This is a genomic window from Rhizobium sp. LC145 (assembly GCF_001005825.1).
In the GTDB taxonomy this organism is placed as follows: Bacteria; Pseudomonadota; Alphaproteobacteria; order Rhizobiales; family Rhizobiaceae; genus Neorhizobium.
On the sequence record NZ_LBHV01000008.1, the window covers coordinates 286,819 to 302,331 of the forward strand.

Annotated in this window: 10 protein-coding genes; 4 read left to right on the forward strand and 6 right to left on the reverse strand. The window is 62.5% G+C overall.

Annotation, left to right across the window (positions count from 1 at the left end):
* Positions 1-104: 104 nt before the first annotated feature.
* From YH62_RS21475 to YH62_RS21495, 5 genes are all read right to left on the reverse strand, one after another.
* A complete protein-coding gene (locus YH62_RS21475) occupies positions 105-581 on the reverse strand; it encodes a chemotaxis protein CheW (protein WP_046796314.1) in 477 nt (158 codons plus the stop codon).
* Positions 582-770: 189 nt separating this feature from the next.
* Positions 771-1,700: an arginase gene (gene rocF, locus YH62_RS21480; protein WP_046796315.1), complete on the reverse strand. Its 930-nt coding sequence runs from the start codon at positions 1,698-1,700 to the stop codon at positions 771-773.
* 21 nt (positions 1,701-1,721) lie between these two features.
* Positions 1,722-6,215 (reverse strand): translocation/assembly module TamB domain-containing protein, encoded by a 4,494-nt coding sequence (locus tag YH62_RS21485; protein WP_046796425.1) that lies wholly within the window; start codon positions 6,213-6,215, stop codon positions 1,722-1,724.
* A gap of 39 nt (positions 6,216-6,254) precedes the next feature.
* Positions 6,255-8,180 carry an autotransporter assembly complex family protein gene (locus YH62_RS21490; protein ID WP_046796316.1) on the reverse strand — a complete coding sequence of 642 codons (1,926 nt, stop codon included), beginning with the start codon at positions 8,178-8,180 and terminating at the stop codon, positions 6,255-6,257.
* Between the two features lie 177 nt (positions 8,181-8,357).
* Positions 8,358-8,621, reverse strand: coding sequence for a YMGG-like glycine zipper-containing protein (locus YH62_RS21495; protein ID WP_046796317.1), 264 nt, complete (start codon positions 8,619-8,621; stop codon positions 8,358-8,360).
* Between the two features lie 334 nt (positions 8,622-8,955).
* Between YH62_RS21495 and YH62_RS21500 the strand changes: the two genes are divergently transcribed.
* The 4 genes from YH62_RS21500 (at position 8,956) to hemA (ending at position 14,167) form a co-directional block, all read left to right on the forward strand.
* A complete protein-coding gene (locus tag YH62_RS21500; protein ID WP_046796318.1) occupies positions 8,956-9,450 on the forward strand; it encodes a (2Fe-2S)-binding protein in 495 nt (164 codons plus the stop codon).
* 122 nt (positions 9,451-9,572) lie between these two features.
* Entirely contained in the window at positions 9,573-11,921 is a 2,349-nt protein-coding gene (locus tag YH62_RS21505) for a xanthine dehydrogenase family protein molybdopterin-binding subunit (protein WP_046796319.1), read from the forward strand.
* Positions 11,922-11,933: 12 nt separating this feature from the next.
* Positions 11,934-12,731, forward strand: coding sequence for a xanthine dehydrogenase family protein subunit M (locus tag YH62_RS21510; RefSeq protein WP_046796320.1), 798 nt, complete (start codon positions 11,934-11,936; stop codon positions 12,729-12,731).
* A gap of 221 nt (positions 12,732-12,952) precedes the next feature.
* On the forward strand, positions 12,953-14,167 hold the full coding sequence (gene hemA / locus YH62_RS21515) for a 5-aminolevulinate synthase (protein ID WP_046796321.1): 1,215 nt from the start codon (positions 12,953-12,955) through the stop codon (positions 14,165-14,167).
* Between the two features lie 150 nt (positions 14,168-14,317).
* On the opposite strand, the gene dxr is transcribed toward hemA, so the two are convergent.
* Positions 14,318-15,502 carry a 1-deoxy-D-xylulose-5-phosphate reductoisomerase gene (gene dxr / locus YH62_RS21520; RefSeq protein ID WP_046796322.1) on the reverse strand — a complete coding sequence of 395 codons (1,185 nt, stop codon included), beginning with the start codon at positions 15,500-15,502 and terminating at the stop codon, positions 14,318-14,320.
* Positions 15,503-15,513 lie beyond the last annotated feature (11 nt).

Below are 15,513 nucleotides of genomic sequence, written 5' to 3' on the forward strand. Positions count from 1 at the left end.
AATTGCAGATACTGACCACATAGGTAAGTTTTTACTTACATTACAGAAAAAGCCGCCGGGCAATGCCCGGCGGCTTCGGATCGATGAGAAGAGGGACCTCGAAACTATGCGGCGAGATCTTCGGCTTCGTTGCCCTTGAACATCTTGGCGAGATTCAGGAAGCAGATCATGCCGGCTTCGCTGGCGATGACCCCCTCGCAGAAGGACTTGTCGAAAGATGCGGAGATTTCCGGAACCGGCTGAACTTGGCTGGAGGGGATCGTCAGGATATCGGAGACGCGATCCACCAGCATGCCGATCACCATGTTGTGGACCTCCGCCACCACGATGGCGCTGCGCTCGTTGGCAACGGTGCTATGCATTCCGAGCTTGTAGGCGAGATCGATGATCGGAATAACCGAGCCGCGCAGGTTCATGACGCCGATCACATCGGCGGGCGCGTGTGGGATCGGCGTCGAAGGCGCCCAACCGCGAATTTCCCGGATCGTCGTCGTCTTTACGCAGAACTCCTGATCGTGAAGCCGGAAAGCGATGATCTCCAGCATCTCGTTGCCGTAATTCGTGGAGTTGGCGGTCGCCATCGATATTTCTCCCAATGATCCAAGGCTGGACGGGAGCACCGCGCTGGCGCGACCGTTGCCGTAAAGTTCGCGTGCCATATGCCTCTCGAGCCCCGGTCGCGCTTGGGGTGATCCTATGGGAAGAGTGTTGCACAAAGCTGAATGGGCAAAGGCATTGTGCAGCATTGCGGCTTGGCTTGCCGCGGGAGATCAAGCCGCACGGGTCGGGCGGTCGAGCACGCGTTTGCCGAACAGGCTTGCGGTGAGTTCCACCATGATGCGGGCGCTCTTGCCGCGATCATCCAGGAACGGATTCAGCTCCACCAGATCGAGTGAGCGCACGAGGCCGCTGTCGTGCAGCATTTCCATGATGAGATGCGCTTCACGGAAAGTCGCACCTCCCGGCACGGTGGTGCCGACGCCGGGGGCGATGTCGGGATCGAGAAAGTCCACATCGAGACTGACATGGAGCAATCCGTTCACCTTCTCGACGGCGGCGATGACCTGCCGCATGATCGCGGCCATCCCGTGCTCGTCGATGGCGCGCATGTCGAAGACATTGACGCCGTGCCTGGCGATTAGCGCCCGCTCCTCCTCGTCGACCGAGCGGATGCCGACCTGGAAGACATTCCTCGGGTCCACGAAGGGCCGTTTTGGATCGAGGATCGGCGCGAACTCCGCCTGGCCGGTAAAAAAGGCCACCGGCATGCCGTGGATGTTTCCGGAGGGCGAGGTTTCCGGTGTGTTGAAATCGGCATGGGCATCGAGCCAGAGCACGAAGAGCGGCCGGCCGGCCTCCCATGCGTAACGTGCCATGCCGGAGACGCTGCCCATGGAAAGGCTGTGATCGCCGCCGAGAATAACCGGGACGGCGCCGGCGGCAGCGCTTTCATAGGTTTGTTCGGCGAGCTGCCGGGTGAAGGCGCCGACGATCGGCAGGTTTTTCGCACTGGGCCGGTCATCCAGATCGGCGGCGGGGGAGGGGCGCAGATCGCCATTGTCGACAATGGTATAGCCGAGCCCGGCCAATGTACTGGCAATGCCCGCCAGCCGGAATGCGGACGGCCCCATGGCGCAGCCGCCACGCCCCGAGCCTTCCTCAAGCGGTACGCCGATCAGTGTGATCTCTCTGGATGCCATCGATTTTCCCTGGAGTCGCGGTCAGTATTCGCGTTCGTAGAATATGCCGGCAGTGCCCCCTTCGGTGCCCGCCCCAGCCTTCAGCTTGACGCCGCGGCCGACGTCGAGATTGATGGTGGCTCTTGCCCCGGCGCTACCGCCCTGCTCGACCTGAAGGTAGGTGCGATTGTTGATGTAGCGGCCGACAGAAACGGTCGTCTGGCCGGTATCGTCGGTGTTGATGTCGATATCGTCGACGCCGAGATTGCTTCGCAGCGTTTCCAGCAGCGAGTTAGAGCCGCCACCGGCCAACTGACTGACTGCATCGGCAAGCTGGGCGATCTGCACCGGCGAGAGGCGCGACATGGACTGACCGAAGATCAATCGCGCCAGAACCTCATCCTGCGGAAGGGCAGGAGAAGAGGAGAAGGATATCTGCGGGTCGTTGGCAATGCCCGTCACGTTGACCGTAATCGTCGTCTGGGCGGATGTCGTGCTGGCTTCCATGTTGAGCACGGGAATCAGCCCGCCGCCGAACGTGATGTCGCCTTCGGTGAAATCCAGGCGTTTCGTGAGAATGACGATGCGCCCGCGGCGCATCTCGAAACCGCCGGAAACCTCCGGTGCCACGGCCGTACCGCGCACGGTTAGTTCACCGCCCAATTCGGCATCGATGCCCCGGCCACGCACGAAGATACCGTTCGGCGCGCTGATGATGAGATCGAGGGCGATCGGGCGGGAATTGCCCTGCGCTTCCTTCGGACGTAATTCCTCCATCTGGCGCAGCACGTCGGCAGGGGCGTTGCGGTGGCGTATGTCGATCTCGGTCAGCGAGGTCGGCAGCTTGGCCGGTACGGTGATCGCGGCCTTGGTCAATGTCAGCCGGCCGCCGAGCGCCGGACCTGACACCAGTGGACCGGTCAGGGTCAGCGTGCCGTCCGCGGTCGCGGCGACAAGCGTGCCGTCGGCATAAGTCGCCTGCGCCAGATTGATCCGGAGATCGGCGGGAAAGCCGGAGCCGGGCGTGATGCCGACTGTACCATCCACGGTGACGCGGCCGCCGGTCGAAAGCGCGCCGCCAAGATTCGAGATCGTAGCCCGATTACCGTCGAAGGGGACGTTCGCGGCGAGATTGTTGATCGCGAGATTGCGTCGTACGTCGATGAGCCGCGCGCCGGAAGCGGATGCCGTCCCGGTGATCGCGGGAGCGGCGGCCGTGCCGCGAATTGCAAGGTCGAGATTGGCGTTTCCTTCCAGCACGAAGCCTTGGGCGGCCAATTGGCCCGAGAGAATGGAGAAGGGGAGCTGACCATCGAAGTTCAGGTCGAGCGCTTTTTCCCCCGATAGCGAGACGGAGCCGCCGCCGGAAAGGGAGAGGCCGCCCTGGCCGGTGAGGCGGGTATCGAGCGTGACCCCACCGTTGCCGAAAGGTCCGCCGGCCGTCACCTGCAGCGCGGAAAGTCCCGCATCCACCGTCTGCCGCACGCCGGCATTCGCCCAGGTCAGGTCATAGCGGATAGCCGGGGCGTTCGGTGTTCCGGTCGCGGTTACCTTGCCGCTGATCGTGCCTCGAGTGCCGAGGTCGGGTACGAAGGCGTTGACGAGGCTTGCCGGGACGGATCGCGCGTCGGCGTTGACGTCGAGCGCGGGAGCGCCGTTCTGATCGAGGATCACTCGTCCGGTGGCGGAAAGATCGAGGCCATCCGCGCCGGAGAGGCGGGTGGCATCGAGCGCTACCGTCCCATTCTCGAATTTGCCGCTGGCCCTGAGTTGAAACGGCGCGACGCCGGCATCCCGCGTTTGGCGGAACTGCGCGTCGCTCCATTCCAGATCGTAGCGTATCGACGGTGACGTGGCGGGGCCGGTGGCGTCGACCGTTCCGGAAATCGTCCCGGCGGCGTTGAGGGCTGGGACGAAGGTGTTGATCAGATTGGCCGGCAGAGCGGCGATGCGCGCGTTGAGCGTGAGCGTCGAACCGGCCGTGCCGTTGACCGTGACGCTGCCGTTGCCTGTCGCGATGGTGAGATCGGAGAGCCGCGCGTTGCCATCCACGACGGCGATCCGCGTCGGGTTGGCAAGCCGGACCGGAATGTTGCGCGGGGCGGCGGAGAAGCTGTCGAGGGAGATTACGATCTCCTCGCCCGTGCGAAGATTGCCGGCGGCGGTCAAGGGGGCATTGTCGTAGCCGGCAGTGAGATTGAAGGTGGTAGTGCCCTCGCCGTGAGTAAGTCCGAGATCGACATTCGTCACGCCGAAGGCGCCGCTTCCGATGCGGGCCGCGCGGATCGTGCCTTCCGCGGCAAGCGCCTTGATATCGGGTATTGTAAGGTCGATGGCGGGGCCGGCGATCGTGAGATTGCCGCGCGTGAGCCCCGAGCCGTTGGCGCGGATAACGGCGCCGGCCCGTCCGTCGGCATTGCTCAGCGTTACCGTGCCTTTCAGGTCGCCCTGCGCCTGCTGGGCCGCAAGCGCTGCGAGAAGCGATACATCCGGAAATTCGAAGGAGATCATGCCTTCCGGCAGCATGTCCGGCGAGAAGTTCAGGGAACCGGTCAGCCGGTTGGGGCCGATCTCGGCGCTGATATCGGGAGCGGAGGTCTGTCCATTGGCGGAGGTCACGTCCGCATTCACGCGGATCGGCTGACCGTCCAGCGATCCGGTCGCCGCGACGTGTCCCGTCGGAGCGGACGGGTTGGCGGTTCCGTTCACCGTGAGGCTCAGGTCCTCCAGCAACCGGCCGGCAAGGCGCGCTTCGGCGGAGTTGACGACCGCCTTGACCGCCGGAGCGTTCAGCGGCCCCTCGGCGGAGATGTCGAAGCCTGCCGCTCCCTCGGCATCGGCAAGCCAGCGCTTGAGTTCCGGCACTCGGCCTGCGAGGCGGCCGGATATGGCCTCCTTTTCGATGAGAACATTCCCGTGGGCTTCGACCGCATTCGATTTGAGGACGATGTTCTCGAGGCTCACGCGGCCACCGGATACCGCGTCGACATATCCTTCGGCCGCGACCTTGCCTTCAAACTTCGGCGCTAGCGCCGGGGGCAGCACGGAAGGATCGGCGAAAACGCGGAAGTTGCCGGTCACACCCTGTTTGGAAAGGTCGTAGGCGCCGCTGACCGTGCCGCTGAGCCCGGCGCTTTCAAAAGTTGCCGCATCGAGGCCAACCGCAGGCGGTGCAAGTCGGATCGGGGCATCCAGGGTCACCGGCGCACGGATCACCCGGTTGATCTCTGCATTCTCGAAATGTGTCTGCCCCAAGGTGAGCCGGCTTCTCACGCTGCCGCTCCGCTCGATCAGGTTCAGATCCTCGCTTTCCGCCTGAAGGCGGATCTGCTCGAAACGACCCTGCGGCACCTCCGCGGAGCTGAGGGCTGCGGTCGCGTTGAAGCGGGCTGCGGTCGCAGCACCGTTCAGGGTAAAGTTGATCGTCTCGAAGGAGAAGCGGCTCTCCTGTCCATTGATCGGCCAGACGACATCCACCGGGCCGTTGGTGCCGGCAAGGCTCGCGGTCAGGCTGTTATCGCCGGCCGGATCCCATGCGCCCTTGGCCGTAATGCGCACCGCGCCGGATGTGAGGTCTCCGCGCTCTATGTCGACGCGGCCCGATTTGCCGTATCTGGCGGAAATGTCGATGTCCGTCGTACCGTCGAAAAGCGGCCGGAAGGCAGGTGGGAGCAGGGTCGCGAGCTGGCCGCCACCCGTCACCTCTATGCGATGGGCGTCCCTCTCTTCGAGCACATGCGTGCCGTTGACGGCGATGACCGGAACGCCCCCGACGCTGCCGTCGAGCTTGCCGGCCCAGTTGGAAAGCGGACCTGCGCCGTCCAGCGCCAGATCGACGGCCGGAGCGCCAGGCAGGCGGAGGAGGCGGGCAAGCAGACCGCCTTGCGGCTCCGATATGGAAGCTTTCAACGTGAGCCGGTTTTCGGCCGGAGCGTAGAGGACATCGGCGAGCGCGCGGGCGTTGGGCTCGTCCTTGCGGGTCGCTTCGAGATCAAGCGCGATGTTCGGTCCGGCGGCGTTGATGGAGCCCCGAAGCGACAGGGAGAAATCGCGGCCCGAAAGTGCTGGAGAAAGATTGATGTCCGGCAGATCGATCTCTTTAACCTCTATCCCAACCGGAAGCGAAAAGCCCGATTGAGAAGCCGGTTGCGGCTGGGCAGGTGGGCTGGGGACCGGAGGGCGCAGGAAGTCGATGCTTTCGGCGGAAATGCGATCCGCACGGAAGACGCCGTTGACGAGGGCGGCCGGAGACCAGTCGACCGTGATGCCGTCGATCTCGGCATAGGTGCCCGCTTCGTCGGCAAGGGTCAGGGCGCCGATGCGCAGGTTGCCCGTCAGCAAGCCCTCTGGCGGCGAGATGGTGACGATGCGATCAGGGGTCGAGACGATCGCAGAGATACGGTCTGCCGCGATCCGTCCGCCGACCGGCGTGAATGCGACGAACAGTGCAATGCCCACCGCCATGACGAGCAGGATCGCAGTCGCACCAAGCGCCAGCGCCACAACCCATTTCAGCAGGCGAATCATCAGCATCATGCCCGAGATCATACCTTTCAGCCGGCTCGCAAGCCCCTATTAGAATGCCTGGCCTATACCTGCATAGATACCGTATTGGCTGCCGCCGTCATAGCGCTTCAACGGGACGGCGACGTCCAATCGCAGCGGGCCGAAAGGCGTGGCGTACCGTATGCCGATCCCGGCGCCCGCGCGTATATCAGAGAAATCAGGCACTATTTCGGTGGAAACGGTGCCGACGTCAATAAACGGCACGATACCAATCGAATCGGTCAGCTTCATCCGCACTTCGAAGGAGGCAAGCGTGTAGGAGCGGCCGCCGAGCGCCTCGTCGTCATCATTGTAAGGCGAGATTTCCCGATAGCCGTAACCGCGCACCGAACCGCCGCCCCCGGCAAAGAAGCGCCGCGTCACGGGGATGCTGACGAGATCATCGCCACCGGCGAGAATCCCGCCGGCAATCTTTGCCGCAAGCACGGTCCTGTTTTCCTCGCCGAGCCCGAGATAGCCGGAGAGCGACCCCTCGAAGGAGGAGAAGAAACTGCTGCCGAGAGCTTCATAGCTCGGTTTGGCGGCAAGGGTCGCATAATAGCCCTCGGTCGGCTCCAGCTTGTTGTCGCGCTTATCTCGCTCGAAACCCACCGGCACGCTGAAGGTCAGGTATTCGTTTTCTCCGAAAGCATCGTCCGCTCTGATCCAGGCGATTTCTCCGCCCGCCGTCAGCTTGTCCGTCTCATTGAGTTCATAGGCGAAGCCGGCGGATGCCGTCACGGACTGGGCTTTATAGATATCGTCGGGGTTCTCGCTTTTTGCCTCAAGTCGCGATTCGAAGGTCGCTTCGGGCACGAAGGCGCCCGGCTTGGTAAAGATGATGCCGGCCGAATAGTTGAGACCGTCGAGGTCGGTATTGGTTCCAAGCCCCGAAACCTTGCCTTCGATCCGGAGCGACTCCGCCTGTCCGAACAGGTTTCGATGTCCCCAATAGCCCTGGATGCCCGTGCCGTCGATCGAGGAATATTCCGCTCCGAAACCGAAATAGCGATGCTTGCCTTCCGATATCTCGATGGTCAGCGGCAGCGAACCATCGGGAGCCAGTGCATTCGCCTCGCGGATGTTGACGCTGGAAAACACGCCGAGTTCCCTCAGCCGCTCTGAGGCCTTTTTCAGCTGTTCCGGCGAATAGCGGCCGCCCTTGTCGAGCCGCGAATAGCGACTGATGAAATTGGCGTCGACCGTGCGCGCTCCCTTTACGGCAACCTGGCCGAAAGGAGCGACCGGCCCCGAAACGGCACCCATGACCACGTCCACGGTTTGGGTCGCGTGATCGGCCGTTACCTGGCGTTCGGTCAGCCGTGCGAGCGGGCGGCCCTCTTCCTTCAGATCGGCAAGCATTCTTTCTCCCGCCTTGATGATCAGCAGCGAGCCTGCCTCTCCACCGGGAGTGAGATCGTAGGCGGAAGGATCACGCCCTGCTGCATCGCCTTCGAGACGCACCGTGCCAAGGCGGAAAACCGGGCCGGGATTGACGGTGACTGTAACCGGCACCGGTCCCGAATGATCGAAGGTCGGGTTTGGAGGCAGTTGGTCGATATCGGTGCCGGCGATCGAGATGTCGACCGTGCCGCCGTAGCGCGCCTCCTCGTAAAGGACCGCCACGAGCCGGTCTCGATCCTCGCGGGCTTTGATGACGATGCCGAGGTCGCCGGAAACCGGCTCTTCCTCGTCGGCTACCAGCGATGCAGCGTTTTCCAGCCGTTTCGTTAGATCTTTATCGGCATCGCCTGCTGAAAGCGTCGCGTCATATCGTACCGGGTTGATGACCTCGATGGTCTCTTCGTCCTCGCCGAAAAGCGTGATCCCGAAGATCTTCAGGGCGTAGGCATTGTCGGCGAGCCCGGGCCAAGACAGGAGAGCGAGGGCAAGCGCGACACTACCTGCTCCGCGAAACGTCCTCTCGTTTTTCCACCCGGCGTCTTCGTTTCGCATACTCAACTAACTAATATTGACCCCTCCGGGCCTTACGACCCTCGTCAGGGCTACGTATCTAACCGCAAATGAGTAAACGGGGTACCCCTTTCCGGTTGTCCTTCTTGTTTTTGCGACGAAAAAGCCCCGGAGCGTGCTCCGGGGCCACAATCCTCGGTGTGTTGTCCGAGCAATGTGTCAGTAGCGACGCGGGCAATCGTCGATATACCGGCGACCGTACCGGTCGCGGTAGTAGCATTGGCCGGGCTGTTCGGAAACAGAGCCGATGAGCGCGCCGGAGACCCCGCCGATCGCAGCACCTACGGCGGCGCCTCGTACGTTACCGCTGACCAATCCGCCGATCACGGCGCCGGAAGCGGCACCGATGCCGGCTCCCTTCTCGGTCTGCGTGCAGCTTGCGAGCGTCAAGCTGGCCAAAAGAAGCACCAGGGCTTTCTTCATGAAAATCCTCCAGGATTGAGACTAATGTCGGTGTCCGACCCAAGCCCGCGACCTCGCCCTGATCGCTACTTTTGTAGGCTACCTAACGGGCGGGAACAATAACCGCTGAAATGTGGAAGTCTAGAACCAATCGACAATCAGATTTCGGCCAGGTTTCGGGCGCTGCGCGAGCCGGTTCAGGAAGGGATTTCTGCTTCCCTTGCCTGTGCTGACGTGCGTTCAATGATGCGTCATCGGCCCGGTAAAAGCGCTTTGCGTGGAAACTAGCTGTTGATCCCCTGGGCAAAAAAGCAAATGATACCCGAGTGCTTGAGGAGGCACTGGGAGGAATAAGATGGCGAAAGTGACGCTGGTGGTGAATGGCCGCACGGTGAGCGGCGAATGCGAAGACCGCATGCTTCTCGTGCATTTCATTCGCGAGAAACTCGGGCTGACGGGTACGCATGTCGGCTGCGACACGACACAATGCGGTGCCTGTGTCGTCCATATGGACGGGCGCTCGGTAAAGAGCTGTTCCATCCTGGCGGTCCAGGCCTCGGGCTCGACCGTCACGACCATCGAAGGCCTGGCGCCGCAGGGCGAACTGCATCCCGTACAAGCGGCCTTCAAGGAACATCACGGCCTCCAATGCGGGTTCTGCACGCCGGGCATGGTGATGACCGCCGTCGACATGATCAACCACCATGGTGGAAATCTCGACGAAGCGAGCATTCGAGCCGGGCTCGAAGGCAATATCTGTCGATGCACCGGCTATCATAACATCGTCAAAGCCGTTCTTGCCGCCGATGCCGAAATGGCCGGTGCTGGCAGGAGGCAGGCAGCGGAGTAAGTGAGTAGTGAGCAGTCGTTAGTGATTAGCGGTTCAGGCGGGACCTCGTAGTCTAGCTTCTACACTACTCACTACCGACTAGTTCCTACTCACTATTCACTCGTTTCTGGAGGAGATCGAAAATGGGTGTTGAAGGAATCGGTGCCCGCGTTGCTCGCAAGGAAGACAAGCGTTTCCTGACCGGCAAAGGCCGCTATACGGACGACATGGTCGTTCCCGGCATGAAACATGCCTGCTTCGTGCGAAGCCCGCATGCACACGCGAAAATCAGGGGCATCGACGCTTCCGCCGCCAAGGCCATGCCCGGCGTCATCGATGTGCTGGACGGCAAGCAGCTCCAGGCGGATGGCATCGGCAATCTGATCTGCGGCTGGATGATCCATTCGAAAGACGGCTCGCCGATGAAGATGGGCGCCTGGCGTCCGCTCGCGGTCGATACCGTCCGCTATGTGGGAGACGCGGTGGCGATCGTCGTTGCCGATTCGGCTGTGGAGGCGCGGGATGCGGCCGAAGCCGTCGAGGTGGACTACGAGGAGTTGCCGGCCGTGACGGAGGTGCTTGCGACGCTGGAGCCGGGCGCCCCGCAGCTCCATCCGGAAGCACCCGGAAACCTGATTTTCGATTGGCAGCTAGGCGATCCCGAAGCAACCGATCGGGCGATTGCGTCGGCCGCGCATGTGACCGAGGTCGATATCGTCAACAACCGCCTTTCCCCGAACGCGATGGAGCCGAGAGCGACGCTCGGCATCTATGATGCGGCCGAGGATCACTATACGTGCTACACGACGAGCCAGAACCCGCATGTCGCGCGTCTCGTTATGAGCGCCTTCTACAATGTCGCGCCCGAAAACAAGTTGCGCGTCATCGCGCCGGATGTCGGCGGCGGGTTCGGCTCCAAGATCTTCATTTATCCGGAAGAAATCGTCTGTCTCTGGGCTTCCAAGAAGACCGGTGTCCCGGTCAAATGGACGAGCGACCGCACGGAGGCTTTCCTCACGGATGCGCATGGGCGCGATCATGTCTCCAAGGTGAAGATGGCTTTTGACGCCGATCATCGCATTATCGGTCTCAAGGTGGATACGATCGCCAATCTCGGCGCATACATGTCGCTCTTCTCATCCTGCGTGCCGACCTATCTCTATGCCACGCTGCTTTCGGGCCAGTACGATATCCCGGCGATCCACGCGAATGTCCGCACCGTCTATACCAACACGGCGCCGGTGGATGCCTACCGCGGCGCCGGGCGTCCGGAAGCGACCTACCTGCTGGAGCGGACGATGGAAATCGCCGCGCGGGAACTCGGCATGTCGCCGGCGGAGCTTCGGCGAAAGAATTTCATCCGGTCCTTCCCGCACCAGACGCCAGTCATCATGAATTATGACGCGGGCGATTACGAAGCCTCGCTGAATGCAGCGATGCAGGCCGCCGATTGGAGCGGATTTGCTGAACGGCGGGCGCAATCGGAAGCGCGCGGCAGAAAACGCGGCATCGGCATGAGCTGCTATATTGAAGCCTGCGGCCTTGCTCCCTCTTCGGCGGTCGGCTCGCTCGGTGCCGGTGTCGGCCTTTGGGAATCGGCGGAAGTGCGGGTGAACGCCGTCGGCACCATCGAGGTCTTCACCGGTTCGCACAGCCACGGCCAGGGGCACGAAACCACGTTCGCCCAAGTCGTCGCTGATCGTCTCGGCGTGCCGATCGACAGCATCAACATCGTGCATGGCGATACCGACAAGGTGCAGATGGGAATGGGTACCTACGGGTCCCGGTCGGGCGCGGTCGGCATGTCGGCAGTCGTCAAGGCGCTCGACAAGGTCGAGGCCAAGGCGAAGAAGATCGCCGCGCATCTGATGGAAGCCGACGAGAGCGACATCGTCGTCGAAAACGGCGAGCTGAAGGTTGCCGGCACGGATAAGACCCTGCCCTGGCCTCAGGTGGCGCTGGCCGCCTATACCGCTCACAACCTGCCGTCCGGCATGGAGCCCGGTTTGAAGGAAAGCGCCTTCTACGACCCCTCCAACTTCACCTTCCCGGCCGGCTGTTACATCGCCGAAGTCGAGGTGGACCCGGAAACTGGCGAGACCGACATCGTCCAGTTCGTCGCGGCAGACGACTTCGGAAACATCATCAATCCCATGATCGTCGAGGGCCAGGTGCATGGCGGCCTTGCGCAAGGCATCGGTCAGGCGCTGCTCGAAGGGGTTCACTACGATCCCGAGACAGGCCAGCTTCTGACGGCGAGCTACATGGATTATACCATGCCGCGCGCCGACGACCTGCCCTCGTTCAAGCTGTCGCATCAGAACACGCCGTGCCCCAACAATCCGCTCGGCGTCAAAGGTTGCGGCGAAGCCGGCGCTATCGGCTCGCCTCCGGCGCTGATCAACGCCATCACGGACGCGATCGGCCACGACCGGCTCGCCATGCCGGCGACACCGATGAAGGTCTGGCACGCACTGCACGCTGCCCATTGAGGAGGAAGGGACATGTACGCAACCGACTATCATCGCGCTTCCTCCGTCCAGGAAGCGGTCAATCTTCTCTCCTCGCGGCCCGTAGGAAAGTATCTTGCCGGCGGAATGACGTTGATCGCCACCATGAAACAGCGGCTTGCCGCCCCGAGCGATCTCGTCGATCTTCGTCATATTCCCGATCTCAAGGGAATTGCGGTCGAGGGCCGTAAGGTCAGGATCGGCGCGGCAACCCCGCATTCGGATGTGGCAGGCTCGGCGGCGCTGCAGGCGGTCTGTCCGGCGATCTGCCATCTGGCCGGCCGGATCGGCGATCCCCACGTTCGGCACATGGGCACGATCGGGGGCTCCATCGCCAACAACGATCCCGCCGCGGACTATCCGGCCGTGGTCCTTGGTCTTGGTGCAACCGTCGTTACCGATCGTCGCTCGATCCCGGCGGACGACTTCTTTACCGGCCTCTTCGAGACTGCGCTGGAAGAAGGGGAGATGATAACCGCGGTGACTTTCGAGGCGCCGGAAAAGGCGGGTTATGCCAAGTTCGACAACCCAGCCTCCCGGTTCGCGATGGCCGGTGTCTTCGTTTCTCGCGGTGCCGATGGGGTGCGTGTTGCCGTGACCGGGGCAGGCGCCGATGGCGTTTTCCGCCATAACGGCATGGAGGCGGCACTCGCTTCATCCTGGTCGTCCGACGCTCTGGCAAACATAGCGGTCGATTCAGCCGGCATGTTGTCTGACTTGCACGCCGATGCCGAATACCGGGCCAATCTCGTGAAGGTAATGGCGAAGCGAGCTATGGCCGCGGCGGGATGAGCCTTGGTTCACGCCGCATTCTGAACAGGGCGGCTTTAGGGCCGCCTTTTTCGTGCCGGCTTGACGCAAATCAAATAATCAGTTTCAGATTTTCGCTAGCTGTTCATTGGAATAATTCAAAAAAGTCGGGCCAAATGCCGCAGGCGGCTTTTATTCTCTCGCAGCAGGGTTGACGAAAAGCGGCCTACAAACCAAAACCAAGCAAGGTTCTGGAGTGTGACATGGATTTCGAGGCGTTTTTCAAGAGCGAGCTGGACGGGCTTCATCAGGAAGGCCGTTATCGGGTGTTCGCCGATCTTGAGCGGCATCGCGGCAATTTTCCGCGTGCCACGCGTCACACCCCCGATGGTCCGAAGGAAGTGACCGTCTGGTGTTCCAACGACTATCTCGGCATGGGCCAGCATCCGGCTGTGATCGCGGCCATGAAGGAAGCCATAGATCACTGTGGCGCGGGTGCGGGAGGCACCCGGAATATCTCTGGCACCACCCACCACCATGTTCTGCTCGAGCGCGAGCTTGCCGATCTGCACGGCAAGGAAGCCGCGCTCGTCTTCACCTCCGGGTACATCTCCAACTGGGCGACGCTCGGCACGCTGGGCGCCAAGATCCCCGGCCTGATCATCTTCTCCGATGCGCTGAACCACGCCTCGATGATCGAAGGCATCCGCTATGCCAAGTGCGAGCGGGTGATCTGGAAGCACAACGATCTGGCCGATCTCGAAGCCAGGCTCGCGGCGGCCGATCTGAACGCGCCGAAGCTGATCGCCTTCGAATCCGTCTATTCCATGGATGGTGATATTGCGCCGATCAAGGAGATCTGCGATCTCGCCGACAAATACGGCGCCATGACCTATCTCGACGAAGTCCACGCGGTCGGTATGTACGGCCCGCGCGGCGGTGGTATTGCCGAACGGGAAGGCCTGATGGACCGCCTGACGGTCATCGAAGGCACGCTCGGCAAGGCATTCGGCGTCATGGGTGGCTATATCGCCGCCTCGGCCGCGCTCTGCGACTTCATTCGCTCCTTCGCTTCCGGCTTCATCTTCACCACGGCGCTGCCGCCGGCGCTTGCCGCGGGCGCGGTCGCCTCGATCCAGCATCTGAAGGCAAGCCCCTTCGAGCGCGTCCGCCATCAGGACCGGGTGCGCAAGCTGCGCGCCATGCTCGACCAGCGCGGCATTCCGCACATGAACAATCCGAGCCATATCGTTCCGGTCTTGGTCGGTGATGCTGCGAAGTGCAAGTGGATCTCGGATATCCTGCTCGATACCTGCAATATCTATGTGCAGCCGATCAACTACCCGACCGTGCCGCGCAAGACGGAACGCCTGCGCATCACACCGACGCCGCTGCATTCGGATGCCGATCTCGAGCATCTCGTCGGCTCGCTGCATCAGCTCTGGTCGCGCTGCGCGCTGGCGCGCCACGTGGCGTGATTAGTCTGAAGGCTCGCCGCCGCCTTCGTCATCCTCGGGCTTGTCCCGAGGATCTAAGCCATTTCAGCACCATCGACGTGGATAGATGCTCCGGACAAGCCCGAGCATGACGGCGGAGTGTTGAATGACGCTCGCAGTTGGAATAGCCGCTTAAGCCACCATCTCTCCCCGCGCGATAACCTCTCTGGCCCGCCGGCGTGCTTCGGCATCGGCGGCAAAGACCTCCTCCATGGTCGAGGCGGCGCTGAACTGCACCATGTCTTCCATCACCCGTTCGACGACATCAGCCATCGAGAGAAAACCGATGCGTCCATCGCAGAAGGCATGGAAAGCGGTTTCTTCCGCTCCGTTCATCACCGCGCCCTGCACGCCCCCGCGCTCGAGTGCCGTCCGCGCAAGTCTGAGCGCCGGAAAGCGGATTTCATCGGGTGCCTCGAAGTCCAGTCGGGCGAGCTTGGCGAAGTCGAGCCGTTCCACGTCAAGCTTCGGCCGGTTCGGATAGGTCAGCGCATAGCCGATCGCGGTGCGCATGTCGGGACAGCCGAGTTGGGCCAGCACCGAGCCGTCCGTGTAGCCGACCATGGAATGGATGATCGATTGGGGATGGACGATCACCTCGATCTGTTCGGGACGGAGATCGAAGAGATGTTTCGCCTCGATCATCTCCAGCGCCTTGTTGAACATGGAGGCGCTGCCGATCGAAATCTTCAACCCCATCGACCAATTGGGGTGCGCCCGAGCAATATCGGCCGTCACGCCCGCCATCCGTTCCCGCGTCCAGGTGCGGAACGGCCCGCCGGAAGCGGTCAATACGATACGCTCCACCGCGTGGTGCTGGTCATCCTCGAGCGACTGGAAGATCGCGCTATGCTCGCTGTCGACCGGGATCAGCCGCCCGCCGCCTTCGGCCACCGCCTTCACGAAGAGTTCGCCTGCCGAGACAAGGCATTCCTTGTTGGCAAGCGCGATATCCGCACCGCGTCTTGCTGCGGCCAGCGTGGGAGCAAGGCCGGCGGTGCCGACGATCGCCGCCATCACCCAGTCAGCCTCCATGGAGGCTGCCTCGATCAGCGCTTCGCGCCCCGCCGCAACCTCCGTTCCGCTGCCGGCGAGCGCCTCCTTCAATTCGGCGTAGCGGCTCTCGTCCGCCGTCACCGCCAGCCGGGCGCCTGAGCTGCGAGCCTGCTCGGCAAGCAGCGTGATATTGCTGCTGCCGGTGATCGCGACGACGTCGTAGGCATCGCGCCCGCCGAGCTGGTTGACGACGTCGAGGGTGTTGACGCCGATCGAGCCGGTGGAGCCGAGAATGCTGATGCGACGTTTGTCAGCGGCCATGAAATTCCTCG